This is a genomic window from Cysteiniphilum sp. QT6929 (genome assembly GCF_030035755.1).
Taxonomy (GTDB): domain Bacteria; phylum Pseudomonadota; class Gammaproteobacteria; order Francisellales; family Francisellaceae; genus Caedibacter; species Caedibacter litoralis.
The window spans coordinates 321,894-344,423 of sequence record NZ_CP103983.1; the positions used below are offsets into that span (position 1 = coordinate 321,894).

The 22,530-nt window shown below is 37.8% G+C and carries 21 protein-coding genes; 6 read left to right on the forward strand and 15 right to left on the reverse strand.

The genetic code is table 11. From position 1 onward, the window contains the following. On the forward strand, window positions 1-984 hold the full coding sequence (locus NYP54_RS01440) for a formylglycine-generating enzyme family protein (protein ID WP_283156847.1): 984 nt from the start codon (window positions 1-3) through the stop codon (window positions 982-984). Window positions 985-1,003: 19 nt separating this feature from the next. Further along, window positions 1,004-2,665, forward strand: a complete 1,662-nt coding sequence (locus NYP54_RS01445) for a hypothetical protein (RefSeq protein WP_283156848.1) — start codon at window positions 1,004-1,006, stop codon at window positions 2,663-2,665. A gap of 7 nt (window positions 2,666-2,672) precedes the next feature. Here NYP54_RS01445 and NYP54_RS01450 read toward each other — a convergent pair whose 3' ends face one another. Further along, window positions 2,673-3,146, reverse strand: a complete 474-nt coding sequence (locus tag NYP54_RS01450) for an IS1595 family transposase (RefSeq protein WP_283156281.1) — start codon at window positions 3,144-3,146, stop codon at window positions 2,673-2,675. Then, window positions 3,143-3,631, reverse strand: coding sequence for a transposase (locus NYP54_RS01455; RefSeq protein ID WP_224728298.1), 489 nt, complete (start codon window positions 3,629-3,631; stop codon window positions 3,143-3,145). The genes NYP54_RS01450 and NYP54_RS01455 overlap by 4 nt, the downstream gene beginning before the upstream one ends. 405 nt (window positions 3,632-4,036) lie before the next feature. On the opposite strand from NYP54_RS01455, the gene NYP54_RS01460 reads away from it, so the two are divergent. Both NYP54_RS01460 and NYP54_RS01465 read left to right on the forward strand, forming a co-directional pair. Beyond that, window positions 4,037-5,224 carry an MFS transporter gene (locus NYP54_RS01460; protein WP_283156849.1) on the forward strand — a complete coding sequence of 396 codons (1,188 nt, stop codon included), beginning with the start codon at window positions 4,037-4,039 and terminating at the stop codon, window positions 5,222-5,224. A gap of 323 nt (window positions 5,225-5,547) precedes the next feature. Further along, window positions 5,548-6,138 (forward strand): flavodoxin family protein, encoded by a 591-nt coding sequence (locus NYP54_RS01465; protein ID WP_283156850.1) that lies wholly within the window; start codon window positions 5,548-5,550, stop codon window positions 6,136-6,138. A 52-nt stretch (window positions 6,139-6,190) separates the two neighbouring features. Here NYP54_RS01465 and NYP54_RS01470 read toward each other — a convergent pair whose 3' ends face one another. The 9 genes from NYP54_RS01470 to NYP54_RS01510 form a co-directional block, all read right to left on the reverse strand. Further along, on the reverse strand, window positions 6,191-6,976 hold the full coding sequence (locus tag NYP54_RS01470) for a transposase (RefSeq protein ID WP_283156851.1): 786 nt from the start codon (window positions 6,974-6,976) through the stop codon (window positions 6,191-6,193). A gap of 98 nt (window positions 6,977-7,074) precedes the next feature. Beyond that, on the reverse strand, window positions 7,075-7,644 hold the full coding sequence (locus NYP54_RS01475; RefSeq protein WP_283156852.1) for an RING finger domain-containing protein: 570 nt from the start codon (window positions 7,642-7,644) through the stop codon (window positions 7,075-7,077). 291 nt (window positions 7,645-7,935) lie between these two features. Beyond that, window positions 7,936-9,657 (reverse strand): BatD family protein, encoded by a 1,722-nt coding sequence (locus NYP54_RS01480; RefSeq protein ID WP_283156853.1) that lies wholly within the window; start codon window positions 9,655-9,657, stop codon window positions 7,936-7,938. Beyond that, the gene (locus NYP54_RS01485) at window positions 9,650-10,768 is read right to left on the reverse strand and encodes a tetratricopeptide repeat protein (RefSeq protein WP_283156854.1); all 1,119 of its coding nucleotides are present in this window, start codon (window positions 10,766-10,768) and stop codon (window positions 9,650-9,652) included. The genes NYP54_RS01480 and NYP54_RS01485 overlap by 8 nt, the downstream gene beginning before the upstream one ends. Beyond that, on the reverse strand, window positions 10,759-11,790 hold the full coding sequence (locus NYP54_RS01490; RefSeq protein ID WP_283156855.1) for a VWA domain-containing protein: 1,032 nt from the start codon (window positions 11,788-11,790) through the stop codon (window positions 10,759-10,761). The genes NYP54_RS01485 and NYP54_RS01490 overlap by 10 nt, the downstream gene beginning before the upstream one ends. Further along, window positions 11,787-12,794, reverse strand: a complete 1,008-nt coding sequence (locus tag NYP54_RS01495; RefSeq protein WP_283156856.1) for a VWA domain-containing protein — start codon at window positions 12,792-12,794, stop codon at window positions 11,787-11,789. Before NYP54_RS01495 ends, NYP54_RS01490 begins: the two co-directional genes overlap by 4 nt. Beyond that, window positions 12,791-13,261, reverse strand: coding sequence for a DUF4381 domain-containing protein (locus NYP54_RS01500; protein WP_283156857.1), 471 nt, complete (start codon window positions 13,259-13,261; stop codon window positions 12,791-12,793). Before NYP54_RS01500 ends, NYP54_RS01495 begins: the two co-directional genes overlap by 4 nt. Then, window positions 13,251-14,180, reverse strand: coding sequence for a DUF58 domain-containing protein (locus NYP54_RS01505; RefSeq protein WP_283156858.1), 930 nt, complete (start codon window positions 14,178-14,180; stop codon window positions 13,251-13,253). The genes NYP54_RS01500 and NYP54_RS01505 overlap by 11 nt, the downstream gene beginning before the upstream one ends. 20 nt (window positions 14,181-14,200) lie before the next feature. Next, a complete protein-coding gene (locus NYP54_RS01510) occupies window positions 14,201-15,157 on the reverse strand; it encodes a MoxR family ATPase (RefSeq protein WP_283156859.1) in 957 nt (318 codons plus the stop codon). Between the two features lie 141 nt (window positions 15,158-15,298). On the opposite strand from NYP54_RS01510, the gene NYP54_RS01515 reads away from it, so the two are divergent. Continuing rightward, entirely contained in the window at window positions 15,299-16,666 is a 1,368-nt protein-coding gene (locus NYP54_RS01515) for an MFS transporter (protein ID WP_283156860.1), read from the forward strand. A gap of 4 nt (window positions 16,667-16,670) precedes the next feature. On the opposite strand, the gene pstS is transcribed toward NYP54_RS01515, so the two are convergent. From pstS to pstC, 4 genes are all read right to left on the reverse strand, one after another. Next, on the reverse strand, window positions 16,671-17,738 hold the full coding sequence (gene pstS, locus NYP54_RS01520) for a phosphate ABC transporter substrate-binding protein PstS (RefSeq protein ID WP_283156861.1): 1,068 nt from the start codon (window positions 17,736-17,738) through the stop codon (window positions 16,671-16,673). Between the two features lie 202 nt (window positions 17,739-17,940). Beyond that, a complete protein-coding gene (gene pstB / locus NYP54_RS01525) occupies window positions 17,941-18,807 on the reverse strand; it encodes a phosphate ABC transporter ATP-binding protein PstB (RefSeq protein ID WP_283156862.1) in 867 nt (288 codons plus the stop codon). Between the two features lie 31 nt (window positions 18,808-18,838). Beyond that, the gene (gene pstA / locus NYP54_RS01530) at window positions 18,839-19,666 is read right to left on the reverse strand and encodes a phosphate ABC transporter permease PstA (RefSeq protein ID WP_283156863.1); all 828 of its coding nucleotides are present in this window, start codon (window positions 19,664-19,666) and stop codon (window positions 18,839-18,841) included. After that, window positions 19,666-20,607: a phosphate ABC transporter permease subunit PstC gene (pstC, locus tag NYP54_RS01535; protein WP_283156864.1), complete on the reverse strand. Its 942-nt coding sequence runs from the start codon at window positions 20,605-20,607 to the stop codon at window positions 19,666-19,668. The genes pstA and pstC overlap by 1 nt, the downstream gene beginning before the upstream one ends. Window positions 20,608-20,790: 183 nt before the next feature. Between pstC and NYP54_RS01540 the strand changes: the two genes are divergently transcribed. After that, window positions 20,791-22,380: an FMN-binding glutamate synthase family protein gene (locus tag NYP54_RS01540; protein ID WP_283156865.1), complete on the forward strand. Its 1,590-nt coding sequence runs from the start codon at window positions 20,791-20,793 to the stop codon at window positions 22,378-22,380. The last annotated feature ends 150 nt before the right edge of the window (window positions 22,381-22,530 follow it).

A 22,530-nucleotide genomic window follows, 5' to 3' on the forward strand; every position in this document is an offset into this window, starting at 1 on the left:
ATGCTTGTTTCTGATATAAAAAAGACAATCAATCAAATGGGTGATCGCGAAGCAATGGGTCTACCAATGCACAACGTTGACACGAGAGTCCCTAATCTATCTAACGCGCTGCTGCATGTTAAAAAATACAATAAGCATGAGCTTGTCGAAACAGCTGAATCTCATCAGCTTTTTGAATATCGCTATGCTGCAGGCATCCTTTTAGGTTTACTGGGTGATCCAAGAACTTTAACCATCACCCCAAAAATGATTGAAATCCCCTCAGGAGAGATCGAAATTGGTATCGATATCAATCAAGCTTACGAAGTTTTTGACAGATTTAATCAACTGGGTGTACAGCAAGAATGGATACTAAAGGAAGTTCCTAAGTTTACTGTTATGGTTAAAGCATTTAAAGTATCTAAATACCTAGTAACTAATGAGAATTATTACGACTTCTTATTAGATACGAAATATTGTGAGCTACCTAGTAGTTGGGAGTTTGGTATTTATCCACATTTGAAATCAAATCACCCTGTTTATAGCATCTCTGATGACGCAGCAATTGCATATACTAAATGGTTGTCCCAAAAAACGGGAAGATTTTTCAGGTTACCAACCGAATACGAATGGGAGTATGCTGCTTCAGGTCCAGCTCACTATGAATACCCCTGGGGAGGTGAATATAAGCCTGATCTATGCAATACGCTGGAGACAGGGCTTTATTCCAGTACCCCCGTGGGTATCTTCCCCAAAGGAAATTCACCATTTGGGGTTTCGGATATGTCTGGGAATGTTGAAGAATATGTACAAGATTATTATCACCCATACCCTAATGGGGCAGTGATAGTTGATGATTTAGGTAATATCGATGAATATCGTATTGCACGAGGCGGGTCTTTTACTCGGCATCATGACTTAGCCCGAACAACAAGAAGGCATGGGCGATTTTCTAGGGATATTTATGTCATGGGATTCCGTTTAGCCGAAGATAAGTATAATTAAATTATGGACGTAAGTTACTATGTATTCTTCAAATAAAATAGACTCATTTGCAATATCTAGAAATGAAAATCACATGTTTTGTGGGACATATACAGGGAGCATATTTACCTTTGATATTGAAACGCTATCACTTTTATCGAGTGTAAAAGATCACAATGGAAGTATAAGTGCTATTTGCTCACATAATAAGTATAATCATATTTGTGTGTTGGGTTTAGATAACTATGTATCTATCTATAAATATAATAATGATGGTCTGCTTCAACTATTACATCATATATGCGTAAGGGGGATATCCCCTGCTAAAGATATGTATGATAGAACAGTTACAACTTCTCAGTCTATTGCATTTCATCCAAGTGAAAGAAAAATAGTTACCCGTGGAGGGTCATCCGCAACGATAGAAATAAGTTATAATGAAACTGAATATAAAATCTTATGGTCTCATAGATTTCATGGAAACTGGGATTTTATTGCATGTAGATATGCTAACTGTGGCAAATTGCTTTTTACAATGTCAAATAGTGGCGATATAGTTTTATCAAATAAGCGTAAAGTACTAAGAACTTGGGAAATACATAAATATGTTGGTTATGATGGAACGCATTGGATCGAGCCTTTGAATGATTTTATATATTTAGTTGCCAATGATTGTGGGCGTGTAATAGCAATTAATATAGATCAAGATGAGCCGGTCTATATCGGTGAGTTAGTTGCTATAGATCACCTTGAGCATATCACATATAATAAAACATCAAGGAAAGCCTATATTTCATCTTTTGATAGAACAATAAAAGAAATCAATATAGAAGATGGTTCATTGGTTAGGACAGTATGGGAAGCTCCTTTTAAATGTAGATGGATAAAAGTATTAGAAAAAGATTGCAATGTAATGATTGTCCAATGTCGAAATGGTGGAATATATAAAATTAATATTTTAACTTCAGAGGTTATTGCTTACTATAAGGATACCCCTGATGCATTATGGACAGCAGATAAATACAAAGATGGGTTTATTCTAGCTGGAGAAGGAAATTATTTTTATCAATATATGCCGCGATATTATAATGAACAAGCTTTGAAGTACGACTATAAAGTAAAGAGAATTGAAATTAATGATAATGAATTTTCTTATACTAAAAGACTTATTTGCACAGGTGAGGAAAAGATTTTTTTTGCAAGAACCAATGGAAAACTTTTTGCATTTGATGGCAATCGAGCAAAACTTATATTTGAAGCTTTCTCAGCTATTCGTGATATTACCTACGATTTTTATGATAAAAGCCTCATTTATTTTGTATGTGAGAACGGTCAATTAATTAAGCTAAATATTGATTCTGAGGAAAGTGAGATACTATATCAATCAAACACGTCTTTATGGGCTTTAGCATATAGACCTAACTCACCAGAAATTTACTTTGCAGATCGCAAAAGAAACATATATTCCCTTAATCTTAAGACTCATAAGACAAATAAACATGAATTCGAAATGGGCTTCATAAAACGTATGCGCTTTATAGATGAAGACACCTTGATTTTTTCACGCAGCAGTCGCCTCATGAAATATTCTATTAGCAAATCGGAGTTTAGCTGTTTAATTGATTTGCCCAATACTGTTGAAGATATGATATGGGATGATAATAAAAAGTATGGCTCTATTTGTGTTGTAAGGAGATTATAATTCATACTTATTGCATCGTTAGTTTTTTACAAAGGACGTTTTCTAACAACGAGAAAATTAATGCTTTTCCTCGCTTCTTTGCATTATGAACAAACTCAAAAAATGCCAAATACTTTGGTAGCTTTTCTTGAGAAATCCCTCGATGTGGTCTTAACCATGATCTTAATAGCGACCAACAACCCTCCTGAGTATTAACGTGGACTTCATAAAACCCATCACCATCCTCATCGCGTGCATATTCCCCAGAACCATGATTCACTGTTTTATGCTTATAGCCTAATTGCGTCAAATTGGCGTAAATGACATACTCATCCGTATAGACGGTACTGCCTGGCTGTATGCAAGATTCAATATAGGGTTTTATCGTCTTCTGTTTAACATCAGGTAGCATTTGCACCACAACATCTCCTCCACGTTGAATCATACCAAATACTGGCGGCTTTTCTTTTTCCAAAGTGCCTCGTCCTCGAGCTCCTTTCAATCGATTACGCCTTGCCTTACGCCCTTTTTTTTAACCGCTGTTGGATTACCCTTATGCCCTGCAACCACATACACTTCATCGCACTCGACCTCACCTGATAATACGGTAGGTTCTCGTCTTTGCTCGACACCTTCGCGTAATTGCATAGTCATGGTGTACACGTCAGTCTCATTCAGCTCCAACTCCTTTGCAATCTGCGCATTTGAGAGGTTTAGCCCCATGAAATAAAGGCATAGAATCCATGTCTTCAAAGGTTGGTGCCGATTGGTGAAAATCGTATGTGTTAAGTCGTCAAAATCTTTATCGCATTGTTTGCAATGGTAACGTTGGCAAAACTCTGCTTTACTTGAGGCTCCTCGCTTGATGATTTTGTCTGCCGACGCCATACAATGCGGACAAGTTACTCCATTTGACCAGCGCAATTTACGCACTGTTTCATAGCACTGCTGCTCATCTATTAAGTGTTGAATATTAATCATTGCCATATCTAATCACATAAAAACGTCATAAAACTACAGGATTTATCACTATTGCACAACACTTTATTTAACTCCCTGAAACACAAATAGAGCCAAAAGTATATCATTTTAATAAGTTACACCAGAAATATATACCTTTTAGATTTTTCAACTGGTGAGCTTCTACACGAGCAAGGTCAAGCAATTGATTATATTAAAGGTGGCTTATATTTGTCTGATGGAGACTTTATTACCTTTGGCAGGTGTGGTAAACCTTTTTACAATAGAATTAATGATGAAAGATTGATTCCGTACGGGTATGTTTAACTTACAAATTAATACAGAGGAGGTTGTTATGAAAATTATTACATCAATTCCATAGTTTTTAGCTTTAGCCAGAACAATAGTATCAATCAAACTAAGGAGCCCTTGATGTGTTTTAAAAATAAATTTAATATTTATCACTTATATGCATTAAGTGCTCTATTCTCATTCTTTTGGTTTTCTATTACGCCAGCTCTTGTAATTTATTTAGTTAAAAACTTAGACGCTTCATATTTTTATACAGGATTTATAGCTGGCATAGGTTATATCAGCTACGTTTCTAGCACATATTATTTGGGTAAAAAGGTTGATGACCTTGGTGCGGGAGTTGTAATGAAAGTTGCTTTTATGCTACTCTTGGTTAGCATAATAATATTGCTTATTTTTGGTACTGAGAAATTGATTTTTCTTTTTTCCAGTATACTTTTTGGATTTGCGAGATCTGCATATAGAAGTGCAAACAATGTTTTGATCAAGCATATTTCCATAAATGTGACTTCATCATTTGTAAGTAGTTATACTATCTACAATGCATTTTCATGTTTTGGCGCATTGGTAGGTACGTTTTTTGTTGGATTTTTAGATATTAGATTGCTGTTTTTGTTTAATCTAATAATAATTATTGTTTCTTTAGTTTTTATTAAAATTCCATCTTTCTCTAAAAAAGAAGTTTTCGTTAGCAAACAAAAACTATCTTTAATTTTATCTCAACCATGGGTTATAAATTTACTGCTAGTGCAAACGATATTTTCAATATCTTATTCACAGATTTTCAGTTCTTTGCCTATGATATTAAGTCACTCTTCTTCAAAAAATTTAACGTATGGTCTTATAGTAGCTTTGAATTCTACTCTTGTAATTATTTTTAGCCCCTTCCTCAAAAGGATGTTATCTAGATTATCTTTTTTACATGTCTCTTATTTTGGTTTTATGGCTATATTTGTGGCAACTTTATGTCTAGTATTATCTTATAGCATCTACTCACTATTAACTTTCATTGTATTTTTTACTTTTGGTGAAATTGCATTATTTCCTATTTTTAGTTTGTTAATATCTGAAAATGTTAACATTAATGATCAAGGCAAGTATTACGGGGTAATGAACTTAAGTTTTATTGGATCATTTGCAGGATCATTTGTAGGAGGGATTTTCCTAACTTATAGGCTAGACAGTATTTTATGGATAACTATCATGTTATTGATTCCAGTGTCAATGTATTTAATGACACGTATCTTTAAACAAATCAATAACTTATCAAGAATAGGTAGTCAAAACGATGTATTATGTTCTTTATGAATTTTCTTTGAAAAATAATAACCATAAGGATAAGTTTCTTTCACAGTGGATCAAAGCTACAAAATTAATTAAACTTCAGTACAGTGGAGCATTAGGCTCAAGGTTGCATCAATGTCAATCAAATAGCCTAAAGTTAGTGGCTTATGCTAAGTGGAAAACTAAAAATGAATGGATAAATTTTAGTAACCTAAAAGAACATGACAAAAACTTAGAACACGTGATTCAGGAAATGCGAAAATGTTTGTTGTCAAGCAATACAAAGATAGTATTCAATCTGTGTGAAATAGATGACTTTATAAGTTAATTACCAATGAGGAAAATTCATGAAAATAAAAATAGCAATCGTATACAATAGTTCATACGGCACCACTAAACTAATGGCTGAAGCTGTTAAAAAAGGGGTGTTAAAACATACTAATCATGTTGATACAATATTTGCTGATGAAAATACTGATGTTGAAGTATTGGATCAATATGATGGCATTTTATTTGGTACACCCACTTATATGGGTAGCGTTTCAGGTGGTTTTAAACAGTTTATGGACAAAAGCTCATCTCGTTGGGCAGTAGGTGCCTGGAAGGATAAATTCGCTGGTGGCTTTACTAGTTCAAATAGTACTAATGGAGATAAGCTTAATACCCTCATGACTCTATTTATCTTTGCTTGTCAGCATAAAATGAACTGGATATCTCTAGGGATTGCCAACCAATCATCTGAATCACAATACAATCAGGGTGATGTTGATTGTGTTAATAGGTTTGGCTCCAATATAGGTGCAATGGCACAGTCCGAACAGTGTAGAATCGATAACTCTGGCGATTTGCGTACTGCAGAACTATACGGTGAACGATTTGCAATGTTTATACTCCAAACAAGCACAACTTCAATATGTACATTTGAGCAGGAAAGATAGCTAAAACATATATGAAATATGGGCTAAGCATCATATCTGGGAAAAACCAGTGCTATATGGAATTAACCCCATATAGTCTCGCCGTAATATACTGCTTTCTCATACTTTGTATGTCACCATTCTCAATTTTAATACCATACTTACGCGGACGTCCACGTCGCTTAGTTACTGTCACTGGCACAAAATATAATGCGGTATCAATTCGCGCTTGACCGATGACGATCAGATCATGTTGAAGCGCATAAAGTATGACTTTTGCTTTCATATACCAACAATCCAATACCAGCACATCTTGTTTACAGAAAAATGAGGACACGGCTCTAATCAATGTGCATGCAATGTCCAGCTTATTTGTATTGCCAGAGACTTTGCTTAGGCGTGCTAAAACAGGTATGCCAATAAGTCGTGATAATCCACCAAGCACACAACCTAATACAACCCAACACTGTCCTCGAACATAATGAGGGCGATTCCCTTTATGACTGTGATCATAATGCGTTTGACTTGAGGGGGCTTTTGTTGATAAACGCAAAACCAAGGTATCGTCAATTACCCAAAAACGCCAACGTGCTGGAAACTGCCGCAAAATAAAGCCAATCAGTTGTCTTGATAGATTTAACCATGACCACTGACCTTTCTCTATCCATTTATAATAGCTTCCCCAGTGCTTAACACATCCTGAGGCAAGATATGCCTCACTAACAAAGCCTTGTGAGCTCAGCATGCAGCCTACGAGTAATTCAATAAAAGTCGGAATTGATCTAATCGGTAGTGCTTTTGTTAAAAAATTAATGAATTCGCTTATAAATCTTGTTGGTTTATCGTTATAATCTTCCATGTGATTGGTTCGTTGTTTTGTTTGCACTTATAGCCTGCCAATCACCATGCCATAAGTCGATTTAAAAATCCCCTCACACTAAAAAACATTCTGAAACTCTAAACTTCAGTTTGATTTACTAGATTTTGAAAAAACTCTCGACGATTTGGTAATAATGGGTTTAAAGTTGTTTGATAGTTTGGCTCTGGAACATTTCCATTTATAACTCTTATGCCATTTCTCACTGGACGATCTACTTGTAGTTGGGAAACCCCTCGACAAACGGGGCACCTTTGAGAACTTTGCAACCATGTTCGCGCACATGCTTCATGAAAACAATCATGCTGATTTGGACATAAAATATTAAATGACCTATCCATTGGCTGAAGACAAATAATACAGTCATCTGCTTGTCCCAAGCCATTTTGTTCCGCCTCTAAAAACTCCCCGATATCAAAGTTATCTTCTGGTCGTTGCCGCCTATTACCAAAGCTCGTTTTACACAGTGGGCACTCCTCTGAGCGTGACAACCATGTGTCAATGCATGGCTTATGAAAATAATGTTTGCACGTGGTTTCACATATGACTTTCTGTTCTGTTGGATTATCAGCATGTAAGTCCTCAAGACAAATGGTACAATTTACGCGAGCAGTATTATTACTAGGCTCAATAATATTATATGCAGGCATTATATCTCCTTATATTCCTACTTTATTTGACAACATTAAATACATTGAAATAAATTAGCATCAAATAATAATATTGTTGCTAACCATTCAAATAACATTATTCGTGCTTCCTTGCTATTCAGCTGGTGTTCCATAAAAATTGAACCATGAAAAATCATCACTATGATGAGTCATTCATGCTCAATAATCAGATAAAAATAATGCTACCTGCAAAATATTATTGATACTCCACATAAAAAGATATCTTTTTCTAGCAAATTTTCGTGTAAAAAAAATACAAATTCGGGAGATCTACTCTGGATAAAATGACGCCAATACTCCTTGGTTTTTATCACCTTTTAGCTTGTATGATTTAATATGTTGATACAAATCATTATATTCAGCAAACTCACCCTTAGCATATAGCGCTTTGTTCACAGAAGTAAGCATTACCTTAAGCGCTTTATCATCAATGACAGAAGCAACATCCATTACACTGTAAAAGCTTTGATTGAATAAAACATTACCCCAAGAGACAATTGCATGATTGACAGCGACTAGATCCTTATGATCACATGCGTGTTTAATGTCCTTAAGTATCTGATTAATATCTGGCTTTTCAATTGATGTTTGTTTATCTGAAGTTAGTGGTACTTTCTTAGATTTAAACTTGCTAATAACCATAAGCAATATAATCAATGTAACTAACCATAAGATCGCAAAGATAATCGCTAACACCATCCATAGTTTGCTATGCACCACCTTAATGACTGTCTTTTCGGGCTGTGATACAGAAGCTGCATTTATTGCACTGGTTTGCACAGGTGTTACCACTTTACCAGGCAATACTTTAAAGGTTTGGGCAGGCAAAATAGCTGTTTGCATAGTCTGTGATTTCACATCAAACCAATGCACTGTAATCTTTGGAAACTCAATAACACCCTTCTCAGTTGGGATATAGGCAACCTTAAAGACTTTACTTGCTGCAGGCAGGTTATTTTCCACATAATCTTTGCTTTGCGCTTTATCTGGATATGCATTCACACTATCGGCATGTGGAAAGGTTAAATTAGGTAAACTAGCTGCTTCTACACCTGTTGCTGTTAATACAATCGTGCGCGTTACCGGCTCACCAACGGTTAGCTCATTGGAATCACTTGACCAACTGTCTTTTAACGTAACTGAATTGGCAGGAAGCCAATCATTAATGTCAACATTTTGTGGAATTGGCTTCACATGCAACGTCAATGGGTTTGACTTCACCAATATTGGCTTAGCACTTTGCATGGCAAAAAATGAATTGGGATTATTTTGCAAAACCGCTGCCTGAATAATGCTTTGTGGAATAGTAATCTCACCGGATTGATTAGCTGTAATTAAAAACTGCTGCTCAACCACATTATAGGTTTTGCCATTTTGTTGTGCTTGATATTGGCTATTTTTGCCAAAAGGCTCAATCGTTGCATTGGCTAATTGTAGTGGCTGCATACTTAAATTAGATAATGGCTCTGCATAGTATAGCTTCAGGGTATAGAGCACAGGTGTGTTAACATACGCACTATCACTTGAAAGAGATGCATCCAAAAAGACATTTGCCGTTTGTTTAGCATGAGCTTCTTGTGTTGCTTTAGTTACCGTAATTGTCAATGGCTTAGTTTGCTCACTACCAACAGTTAACGCTGGAATGGTGATATTTCCAGTTTTTTTAGGCAATAAAGTCACAATATATGAAATATCCGACGTACTTTTGCCATTAATAACGCTGGTCTGACTACTGGTGCTGGTACCATAAACATCAAAGTCCTGCTTCAATGGCGCCAAATCAGGTTGTTCATTCATATCATCAAGCTTAATCGTTAATGTCAAACTTTCACCATCTGCCACCTGTGTGCGATCAACTGATGCAGACACCGCAGCATGCAATGATTGCACCATAAACATAAATAAAGCAGGTATAAGTATAAGAATGCTGATTGTTCTTTTGATTTTTTCCATTTTGTATGTCTTATTTATTCTGCTGATAAATCTAATCATTATTCCCTCCATTTTGCGATGTTTGACGTCGCTCATAATCTCTTAAGAATTTCTGCTTCAATAATCCACCTGGATCATCTGGAATCTGTGACAAAATGGCATCAACCTTCTTCAGACGCAGTGCATCTTCACGCGCTTGGGCACTTGAAACCGCTACCTTTTGTGACGGATCATGATCATCTTCTTTGTCTTTCTCTTTTGCTAATGCCTGAGAACGTTCATCTTTTTGATTTTTATCATTATCTTTGTTTTTCTCACTTTGAGCACTTTGAGTGTTTTCAGTCGATGATTTATTATCTTGTTGCTCTTTTTGACCGTTTTGACCTTTTTGTTTTCTTTGCTCTTGCTGCTGATCTATATTCTGTTGATCATTGCTACGATCACTTTGACTCTGCTCATTTTTCTTATTTTGCTCATTTCTTTGACTATCTTTATCACTCTGTTGTTGATTAGCATGTGACTGATCTTGTTGATTTTGTTGATCTTTTTGATTCTGATTATTTTTATTACTTTGTTTATTTTGCTTACTTTGATCATCTTGCTGATTTTTCTGATCACTATTTTGTTGACCTTGCTGATTCTGCTGATTTTGATCTTTTTGATCTTTTTGATCTTGCTTATTATTTTGATTGTTTTGGGTATTCTCTTGGTTATTCTGCTGATCTTTATTCTCTTTATTTTGAGAATTTTTCTGATCCTGCTTTTGCTGATTATTTTGTTGCTGTTGTTGCTTTAATAAATTCTCAATATACTCAAGGTTCGCTTTAGCGTCAGCAAAGTCGCTTTTTTTGGCTAAAGCCGCTTTATATGCTGCTATTGCTTTTTGATATTCATGCAATTGCGCTAAAGCATTGCCCTGATTATACAGCCCAACTGCCGAGTTATCTTTCTCAAAAGCACTTAATGCCGCCTTATAATCTTTATCACGATATAATGCTGCACCTTGCCAACGACTATCACTAAACATCGCTGCTGCTTCTTTGTTTTTGTGTTCATTAAATAAGTTCTCAGCCTGTTGATTTTTATTTAACCACAGATCCTGCCAAGTATTTGCCAACATCAGTGTCGGCAATAATAACACTGCAAACCCACTGATACGCTTTATCGACATACTTTCTCCAACCAACCTTTTCGTGCAACCAATGCCACCACAATAATCAACAACCAAATAAACCAATGCCCTTCATCTTTCCATAATGCGTTGGCTTTTTGTGCTTCTGTTTTTTGTGTCTTACCATCACCATCATGGCTTAGCATTTTTGTGACATCCTGATCATTATCGGTAATTAAGCTAAATTGCCCATCACCTGAGCTTGCAAGTTTTTGCAATTCAGCAGCATTCATATTAGCAAATACAATTTGTCCCTTTTTATCAGTAACAAAACCGCCATCGCTATTTTTGATTGGTCCACCTTGTGCTGTACCAATCGCTAATACCGACGTTTTAATACCCTCTTTTGCTAAACTTTTAGCCTCTGTCAATGCCGCAGATGACGGTGTACTATCAGTAATTAAAACAATCTGACCGTGAGCAAATCCCGCCTGTTTGATAAGTTTTGCTGATTCTACTAATGCTTTTTGGATATTGTCACCTCCAATCGGTACAACACTTGAATCCAATGAGGGCACCATATTAGCAATCGTATTACTATCAGCCGTCAATGGTGACACCACAAAAGGCTCACTCGAGAATACAATCATTCCTGTCTGCCCTTCTTTAATCGCTTTGAGTAAATCTAATACCTTAAAGCGAGCTCGCTCTAAACGCGTAGGCGGCACATCATTAGCATTCATGGTTTGCGAAACATCTAAGGCAATCACGCGTGCTGCTACTTTTTGATAAACCGGTTGCGGGTACTGTGACCATGTTGGTCCTGCCAATGCGACAATGCCAATACACCACAATAAGAAAACCATCACTGGTAACATCCGAGTCTTACGTGCTTGCTGCCCGACTAATAGATGCTTTAATAAGTGTGGATCACAATGCGCACTCCAGTTATTGCCACTGCTCTTAACTCTTAAGATCATAATGAGTAAAACAATCGCTGGAATGATCAACAAAAACCACCACGGACGTAAAAAGTGGAATGAGTGAAATAAATTAAATAAGTGGAAATCGATGGAACTCATATAACACTCCTTTGACTTCTTTTAATCCATAACAATGCCAAAATAAAGCTTAAGATCATAGCAGCTCCCAAAGTCCATGGATAAAATGGTGTTATCGGACGAATGGTGATTTTATCGGATTTCACCGGTTCCAACTGATTGATTTTATTGTAAATCGCTTGCAACTCTTGACCATCTTCAGCGCGGAAGAACTCACCACCGGTCATCTGTGCTATTTTTTTCAAGCCATCAATGTCCAAATCACTTGATGGATTAACAACTTGTGGACCAAACATCGTCTGCATCGTCATCTGCTTTGCGCCCAAACCAATAGTATAAATCTTAATATGTTCATCTTTAGCAAGCTTGGCTGCCGTATCAGGATCAATAACACCGGCGTTATTGCCTCCATCGGTTAAAAGAATCAGCGCACGTGATTGTTTGGGATAATGCATCAACTGCTTAATCGCAAGACCAATTGCATCCCCTATCGCGGTTTGAATACCCGCAATACCCACCGTAGCATCATTAAGCATTTGTCCAACGGTTTTGCGATCAAAAGTTAGTGGCGTTTGCAAATAAGGTTTAGAACCAAATAAGATAAGTCCCAAACGATCGCCCTCGCGCTTTTGAATAAATTTATTAGCAACCGTTTTCACCAAATCAATCCTTGACTCAGCCTTGCCGTTAACCATCATATCTGGCGTGCGCATGCTGCCTGATAAATCCACTGCCAACATCAAATCACGACCTGTTTGTGGCAAAGTTAATGGCGCACCCAACCATTGCACACCAGCACCTGAAACGACTAATAAACACCAAATGATAAGTAACAAATATTTAAACCATGACAAGTGTTGAGTTCGTTTAGCCTCACCTTCGGTCATTGTTTGTTGTAATGAGGTATAAAACGGAATTCTAAGCCCTTGTTTTGCATCACTATTGTTTACTCTTGGTAACACAAAACGCAAGATAATGGGTAATAAGAGTAAAACAAAAATCCAAGGATAAGCGATGGTCATCATAACACTTTCCTTAACCATTTTTTCGTTAATATAATAAGTGCTTGTTGTTCATCAATACTGACTTCTTTTAACCTATAGCTATCTAATAATAAACGCCCATCACCTTGACTAAAATCATCTGTTTTCAGCTGCTGATCTAGAAACTTCAACCAATCTTCACCAAAATATAGATGGGCATTATCCACTTTAAGCTCTTGCATAATAACTCGCTTTAAAAAAATAGAAATCACTGATATCAACATCTCTGGGTTTTCTGACTGAGTAGCTTGTATTGTTTGATCAAACATCTTTATTATTGCTTGCTTATGACGATGCGCTTTAATCTTTTTAGCTAAGAACCATATCATCAGCGCAATTACAACTAAGACAACAACAGCCAAAATATACCAACCCACTGCCAGTGGCCAAATCGATACCGCAGGCGGAAGATGAATGTCTTTTAGCCCAGCTAATACATCAGTAGCCATAACGCATTACTCCATGATTTAGGGTTTTAACCACATCATCATTCGTTGCCAATGCAACAAATTGCATATTGTGTTTGCTTGACAATGTTTTGATTTTGTCTAAGCGCTGATTAAATGGCTCAGCATAACGCTTATGCACATCTTTATCAGCTGCGTTTAACTCCAGAAAATGTAGTTGCCCATCACTAAAACAGTATTGCCCCTTATCAGGTAAACTCGCTTCTAATGGATCATAAGTAAATACTTGGATGATCTCACTCTTGCGATTAATTAATTTCAAATACTGTTCAGCTTCATCATCAAAATGCACAAAGTCACTGATCACAATCACAACACTGCCACTTTTAAGTGTTTTTGATAAATTCTTCAATGTCATTGCCATTGAATGGCTATTTGATGCCCTTAGCATATTATCTGGATCACTTAAGCATTTGAAAAACTTCAATAAATGCGTGCGACTACGCGCTGGTGTTAACTGATATAAACCATCATCTGCAAATACCACTCCACCTACCTGTTCATGATGATTCAGTGCTGCCCAGCCCAATAATGCACAAACCTTAGCCGCTAGAACACTTTTGAAACACACACGCGTTCCAAATTGCATCGATGCGGTTTGATCGACGATAAAATAGATCGCACGTTCTCTCTCTTCTTTATATACCTTGGTATATGGCTTCCCAAGACGCGCGGTTAGCGGCCAATGCATTAAACGAATATCATCCCCTGGTTGGTAATGTCGAACCTCTTCAAAGTCCATTCCTCGCCCTCTGGCGCGTGAGACATGTTGACCGACTTGATTGGTATTAACACGTTGACTATTAAAAAATTGAATATTTTGCGCCTGAAAACGCAAACTCAACAATTCATTAATATCTGCTGTTATACCTTGTTGATCACTTGTGTTTTTTAAACTCATGAGCGTTTCCCCTCTTCCACTTATGGAATCGGCACGGCTTTTAAAAGTGCATCAATCACATCATCACTGGTAATATTATCAACTTCAGCTTCAAAGCTTAGTAATATTCTGTGCCTTAATACCTCATGAATCACCGCATGCACATCATGAGGTGACACATAGTCTTCTGCATTAAGCCAAGCATGCGCACGTGCCGCGCGCTCAAGTGCAATCGTGCCACGTGGACTTGCCCCAAAACGAATCCATTTAGCTAAATCTTCATTGTATTTCGCGGCATCACGTGTGGCTAATACCAACTGAATCATGTACTCCTCAACGGCACTAGAAACATGCAGATCTAACACTTGTTGTTGCGCTGTAAATATTTGATCTTGTGTTATTAGCGGTGGCTTTTGCAAGTTCACTGAACGATTGCCACGATTTAATGCTAAAATTTCTTTTTCCATTGCTGCATCTGGATAGCCGATTTTAACATGCAGCATAAAGCGATCCAATTGCGCCTCGGGTAAAGGGTAAGTTCCCTCTTGCTCAATCGGATTTTGCGTTGCCATCACTAAGAATAAATCAGGCAATGGATAGGTTTGTTTGCCAATGGTAATTTGCTTTTCACCCATTGCTTCTAATAGTGCTGATTGCACTTTAGCAGGGGCGCGATTGATCTCATCAGCCAATAATAAATTATGAAACAAGGGACCTGTTTGAAATTCAAAGCTTTGACGCTCAGGAATATAAATCTCAGTGCCTGTTAAATCCGCAGGTAACAAATCAGGGGTAAATTGAATCCGATGATAGGAGCATTCAATACATTCAGCTAATGTTTTGATTGCTGTGGTTTTAGCAAGACCAGGCGCGCCTTCAACCAATAAATGTCCTGATGATAATAAAGCGATTAAAAGGCGCTTTGTCAAAGCGCGTTGCCCAACAATACGCGCATCTAAATACGCTAATAAACTTTCAAAATCCTGATATACCGACATAAACCCTCCTAAGGTTTTAAAAACTTTATATAGTTAACGGTCTTTATTTTATAAATACGTTTATGAATTTCAAGCCCCGTTATGCTCATGTTGTAAATTTCCAAAATTTGATTTTACGTTTAACTTTGAAGGTCTTAGACTATGTCAATTCACAAAACACAAGCACACTGTATGTTACGCAAACTCTTCCAACCGGCAAAGGCTATTGCCCTTTTGCCCGCACAACAAGTTAAAAAACTTTACCCACAACGGCGTTTACGAATGTTTTTAGTCGCTTATATTGGCTATTTTACGTATTACTTTGGACGCAGTAGTTTTGATGTCTCAAAGCAATACATTACCACCTTAACAGCTGACCAGCTAGGTTTAATTGGCGCGGCTTTAGGTGTCGCCTATGGTCTAAGTAAATTTTTGATGGGAAACATTTCTGATCGCAGCAATGCCAAGATCTTTCTTGCCACGGGCTTATTCATATCTGGCATATTGAACCTACTCTTACCTTCTTGCTTAAGCGCTGGCGTCACGGTGATGTTTGTCATTATGTTTATCAATGGTTGGGTACAAGGTATGGGCTGGCCGCCTTGCGCTAGAATCATGACACATTGGTTTAGTGATAAAGAACGCGGCACAAAAATGGGTATATGGAATACTGCACATAATGTTGGTGCCGGAGTATTAGCAATTGGCGTCGTCCCATTGGGAATACTACTTTTTAAAGACAACTGGCATGGTTTATTTTATCTAGCTGGAATCCTATGTATTCTGATTGCGATTTTGATTATCATCTTTGGCGCTGACACACCACAATCCGTAGGCTTACCCGCTATCGAAGACTATAGTCATGATTACCCGCCTGAATCTTGTGATAAAACTAAAGCTAATCGTGAAAAAGAGCTCTCAGCCAAGGATATTTTCTTTAAATATGTTCTAAACAATCCATGGATTTGGACCATTGCCATAGCGAATGCTTTTGTTTATTGCTCACGATATGGCTTACTGAGTTGGTCAACTTACTATTTGGTGCAAGTAAAACACATGTCAAAAACCACTGGACTTCTTGGCTTTGCACTATTTGAGCTGCCTGCCATTCCAGGAACAATTTTAATTGGTTGGTTAACTGACAGAGTATTCAATGGACGCAGAGCACCCATGAGTGTTATTTGCATGGTGTTATTTATTGCTGTCTTATTCATTTATTGGCAGAGTGGCACCCCATGGGTATTGTTATTGTCATTATCCTTGATGGGCGTACTCATCTATGGACCTGTTGCATTAATTGGAATTTTAGCGCTTGATTTAGTACCTAAAAAAGCTGCTGGCACCGCCGCAGGGTTTACCGGTCTTTTTGGTTATTTCCTAGGGACTGTTGGTGCACAAGCAGTTATCGGTATCATTGCCACTTATTACGGCTGGGATGAAGTGTTTATCTTTTTAATTTCAGCTAGCGTTATCGCTACAATACTACTGGCGTTATGCTGGAATCTGCATAACCGTAAAGAACATCATTAAGTGCTTAGACCTTATCCCAGTAAACTTTAATGCCTGCAACAACATTTTGTGGAATACCAACATAATCAAGTTTTTGAGCGATCTTGTCACCCTGTTCAGAATAAGCAAAAGTAAAGAATTGCTTAATATCTTGATTGATGCCTTGCTTTGCTTTCTCAGGTAACAAAACAAAAGTCGTGGCAACAATTGGCCAGCTGTTATTGCCAGGTTGATTTACCAAGAGCAGATTATAATTATCCTTTGCCTGCCATGATGCATACTTTGCGGCACTTGCAAAACTATTTAAATCAGCAGTTACTGTTTGACCACTTTGGTTAATCAGTTTAACCGTTGGGATATTCGCGGTTTTTGCATAGGCATACTCAACATAACCTATACTATCATCGACTTGCTGCACTTGTGCTGCCACACCTTGGTTGCCTTTAGCGCCAATCCCTACAGGCCATTGCACTGAAGTATCAACACCAACTTGCTTTTGCCATACAGGATTAACCGATGCTAAGTATTGCGTAAAATTATAAGTTGTTCCTGAACCATCGGCGCGATGCACCGTGATAATTGCATTATGTGGCAACTTAAGCTTTGGATTTAACGCGACAATCGCTGGATCATTCCAATATTGGATTTTGCCTAAATAAATATCCGCTAATACTTGACCACTTAGGACAAGCTCATTCGTCTTAATGCCCTGCACATTAATCACAGGCACAATACCGCCAACAATTGCAGGGAATTGTAATAAATTGTACTTACTAAGCTCAGCATTGTTTAGTGGCTGATCTGATGCTGCAAAGTTAACCGTGCCTGCAAAAATCTGGCGCTGTCCGCCACCTGAACCAATTGGTTGGTAATTAATTTTAACACCTGTTTGATTATAATATTCATTTGCCCAACGTGACATCGCAGGATAGATAAAACTTGAGCCTGAGCCCATAATAACTGACTGACTTGACGCTGCTTTACCATCACTCTCATGTGCTTTTTCGCTGCAGCCTGATAATGCTAATACGGTCATAGCACTACTTGCCAAAGTACAAATTAACAAAGTTTTTTTAAATTTTGCTCGTTTCATTCATTTATCCTTATATCTTAAGTTATAAACCGTTATACCCTTTTCCTATCTCAACACCCCACCTCGCAAGCTCGGCACCCCTCTTGTAAAGAGGGGAATATAAAACATCATTGCCCAATTCCCCTCTTTACAAGAGGGGTGGCAGCTGCAGGCTGACGGGGTGTTTTAAAATCATCACTTTGTTTAGAATATCTAACTCCAGTTATTCATTATGAATATAATCAACCGTTCGTGGATCCTTAGGTGCGTTAAAGAATACATCAGTTGGGGCGTACTCGACAAGCTCGCCATTGATCATAAACATCGTACTGTCTGATAAGCGCTCAGCTTGTTTTAAATTATGTGTCACCATCACAATTGTATATTGAGCCTTTAACGCTGTGAGCAATCGTTCTATCTTCTTGGTAGAAATAGGATCAAGCGCTGATGTCGGCTCATCTAATAATAAAATCTTAGGTTTTACTGCCAATGTACGCGCAATGCATAGTCGTTGTTGTTGACCACCTGAGAGACGTGTGCCTTGCTGTTGTAATTTATCTTTGACCTCATCCCATAAAGCAGCTTGCTTTAATACCTCTTCAACGCGCTGTTGCAATTCAGCCTTAGGTAACTTCTCATGCAACTTGATGGCAAAGGCAATATTATCAAAGATACTCATTGGAAAAGGCGTTGGTTTTTGAAAGACCATGCCAATTTCTTTACGCAGTTGATTCAAATCGATATTTTTTTCTAAGACATTTTGCCCTTGTAACAAAATCTGCCCTGTGGCTTTTTGCTTGGGATACAATTCATAAATACGATTTAATGTTCTAAGCAAAGTGGACTTACCAGATCCTGATGGACCAATTAATGCGGTAATTTTATTTTGCGCGAAGCTTGCATTAATATCATGTAATGTCTTGCTGTCACCGTAATAAAAGTTAAGATTTTTTACTGCTAAGTACTGTTTGTTTGACAAATTTAACACCCTCTCTTGAGTTTCAAATTGACTATGATCAGTTTGAGCTTGTGCTGTGCTTTCTATGTTTTCTAAATTTTTTAAACTTTTAAATTCTGTCGATTGTTGCATGATCATCTCTTATTCTTTACTTTATTACCAGTTATTTATCTTTTGCAATCCAACGCGCTGTCAAATTCATCACCAACACTAATGCGGTAACAATAAGTGCCGCCGTCCATGCCACTTGTTGAAACTCCGGATATGGTTGCATTGCATTTTCAAAAATCATCACCGGTAAACTCTCAATCGCTTGCCCCATATTGAAGCTTAAAAAGCTGTTTTTTGCCGAGGTAAACAACAATGGCGCACTTTCGCCCATCACTCTTGCTGTGGCTAATACCACTGCAGTAATGAGTCCTGTCTTTGCTGAGCGAAAGCTAATCATCACGATCACACGCCACTTTGGCACACCTAGTGCGATGGCTGATTCCTTTAGCATAGGGGATACAAGATATAACACATCCTCCGCTGCACGTGTGATCATCGGCATTGCGATAACCGCGAGCGCAATGATTCCGGCATAACCTGAAAAACTGGTGTTAACGACAATAAGAGTATAAATAAATAAACCAACAATCACTGATGGCGTGCTTAACATCATGTCATTGATAAAGCGTAAGACCTTAATCGTGCGTCTGAATTGTCGAAACTCAACAAAGAAAGTCGCCGTTAAAATCGAAATCGGTGTCGCAATCACGATGGCACCAATTGTTAACATTAATGAACCAATAATCGCATTTCTAAGCCCTAGTTCCCTCGTGTCATGTGTAAAAAGATACGTGCTAAAGCTAGGCATACCACGCATTACCAACTCATATAAAATGCTACACAAAAAAAAGATACTAATAATCGCACTTAGCCAGCACAGTGAGACAAAGATATTTGATTTAATGCGGCGCTTAAGTGCAACTTGTCCAATTATATTCATTATGCCACCCCTACTTTGTAACGCTTTAAAATCCAACGTGATATCAGTAAAACCACCAAAGTAATTAAGAATAATATCAATCCTGTTTCAACTAATGCGGCAGGATACAACGTGCCTAATGCCTCATTAAACTCATTAGCAATGGCTGATGAGATGGTCGCGCTTGGCATAAATAGACCTTGCAAACTATGAACATTGCCAATCACAAAGGTCACTGCCATTGTCTCACCTAGAGCACGACCAAATCCTAAAATAATCGCACCCATCATACCAGGTAAGGCATAAGGAAAAATGACATTTTTAGTGACTTCCCATTTGGTCGCACCGATACCAAATGCTGCTTCTTTTGTCACTTGTGGAATCGCACTGATGACATCACGCATCACCGATGAGATTAAAGGAATCACCATAATGGCTAAGATAATACTCGCAGCAAAAATACTACTGCCCGTTGGTAAGCTTTTGATAAAGAACATCACAAGCGGCTCAAAGTGCGCCCAAAATGAGCCACTCTCGGCAAGAGCTGAAAACTTAGCCTGCCAAGATAGTGATAAGGGCATTAATTTTAACTGCAAAGATTTCACCCACGGCAAAAGGATAAAAAGCCCCCAAATACCATAAACGATACTTGGAATCCCTGCCATTAGCTCAATCAATCGCGCAAGAATTCTACCTATGCGTCTGGGCAATAATTCATCGATTAAAAGTGCAACACCTAAGCTAAAGGGCACAGCAATTACAAGTGCCAAAATAGATGTAACCAGCGTACCAATGATGACTGAATAGGCGCCAAATTGCTCAGTTACAGGATTCCACGCATCACTCCACAAAAAAGAGACACCATACTCACGAATACTTGGCCAACTAAATACAATAAGACTCATTAACAGTAACACAAAAATGATCAGTGTTAGCGATGCTAAAGCTATTAATAGCTTCAAAAAATTTCTATCCCCACTTTGCCTCAAAACCTATCCTTCCTACTTAATTAAGTCGTTGCTAAGCATAAATATCAATTGTTACAGTTATGTTACAAATGATGGCTATGGTTGTTTTAAATTGAATTTCTCATATTTCTCACTATTATTCCATATGAACATAGGACTAAACACTAAGGAATATTTATGTTTCATATTTCAGAACGTAGAAAATGGTATATTGGATTTGGTATTGTTTTACTCATTATTCTTGCTGTTTTGGCTTTATTGCACAGTGAGATTACGATGAGTATTGTTATTATTGCGCTTATTATTGTTGCCATTTATGATGTAACACAAAAAAAGCATACCATACTACGCAACTTCCCCGTCCTTGGGCATATGCGCTTTATCTTGGAGTTCTTTCGCCCTGAGATTCAGCAGTATTTTGTTGCGACAGACCAAAGCGAGCGCCCTTTTGATCGACAAACTCGCTCTTTAGTTTATCAGCGTGCTAAAGGTATCGAGGACACACTTCCCTTTGGTACCGAGCGAGATATTAACCGTCCAGGTTATGAGTGGGTTTTGCATTCATTAGCGCCTATCCACCCAAAGGATGTGGATCCTAAATTTCAAATAGGCAATCATCAATGCACCAAACCTTATATCTCATCACGCCTAAATATTTCTGCCATGAGCTATGGCGCCTTATCTAAAAATGCAATTATGGCACTTAATAAAGGTGCTAAGCTTGGTGGGTTTTGTCATAACACTGGTGAAGGTGGTTTAACAGAATATCATCGCCAGGGTGGTGATATTTGTCTGCAAATTGGGACAGGATATTTTGGTTTTAGGACTAAAGATGGGCACTTCGATCCAGATAAGTTTGCCATTCAAGCACAGTATGATGATATTAAAATGATTGAGATTAAACTCTCACAAGGGGCAAAACCTGCTCATGGTGGTGTGTTACCCAAGGAAAAACTCACCCCTGAGATTGCTAAGATTCGTGATGTGCCGATGGGTGAAGATGTTTTATCTCCACCTGCGCACACTGCTTTCTCAACTCCTGTTGAGCTATGCCAATTTGTGCAAAAACTGCGAGAGCTCTCCAGTGGTAAACCCATTGGTTTTAAACTATGCATAGGGCGCAAAACCGAGTTTTTCGCTATTTGCAAAGCCATGTTAAAAACGCAAATTTTTCCTGATTTTATTACCATTGATGGTGCTGAAGGTGGTACAGGAGCAGCCCCTGAGGAATACGTCAATCATATTGGTGTACCACTTGAAGATGCTTTAGCATTCGTTCATAACGCATTGGTTGGTTCTGGCATTCGCGAGCATATTTGTATTATTGCCAGCGGTAAAACAGCGACAGGCTTTGATATGGTCAAGCGTATTGCCTTAGGTGCTGATGTTATCAATAGCGCCCGAGCCATGATGCTATCCTTAGGATGCATTCAATCTAAACAATGCAATCGCAATACCTGCCCAACAGGCGTTGCCACACAAAATCCACGACTATATAAAGCGCTTGATATTGATGATAAAAAACAACGAGTGTACCGCTTTCATGACGCAACCGTTAAAAGCTTTACTGAACTTGTTGGCGCTATGGGACTTAAGAACCCAAGTGAGCTTTCCGCCTCACGTGTTATACGTCGTATTGATGAAAAAACCGTGCAATCACTCGATGAAGTCTATCAATACCTTAAAAAAGGTAGTTTATTAGATGATAATAACTTGCCAGCGCAATATGCTAAGTACTGGCAACAAGCATCGGCTGAGCGCTTTTAAAAAACTATCAGCAAAACGTCCATTTTATCGACTTATTTTAAAAACTGCTTGCAAGTGATTAACTAAAGATTGTAAGGTATCCACCGGTAACTTGCTCTTACACTTTTTTAAATACTTAAATTATAATAAATAACAGGTTTTGGTTTATCA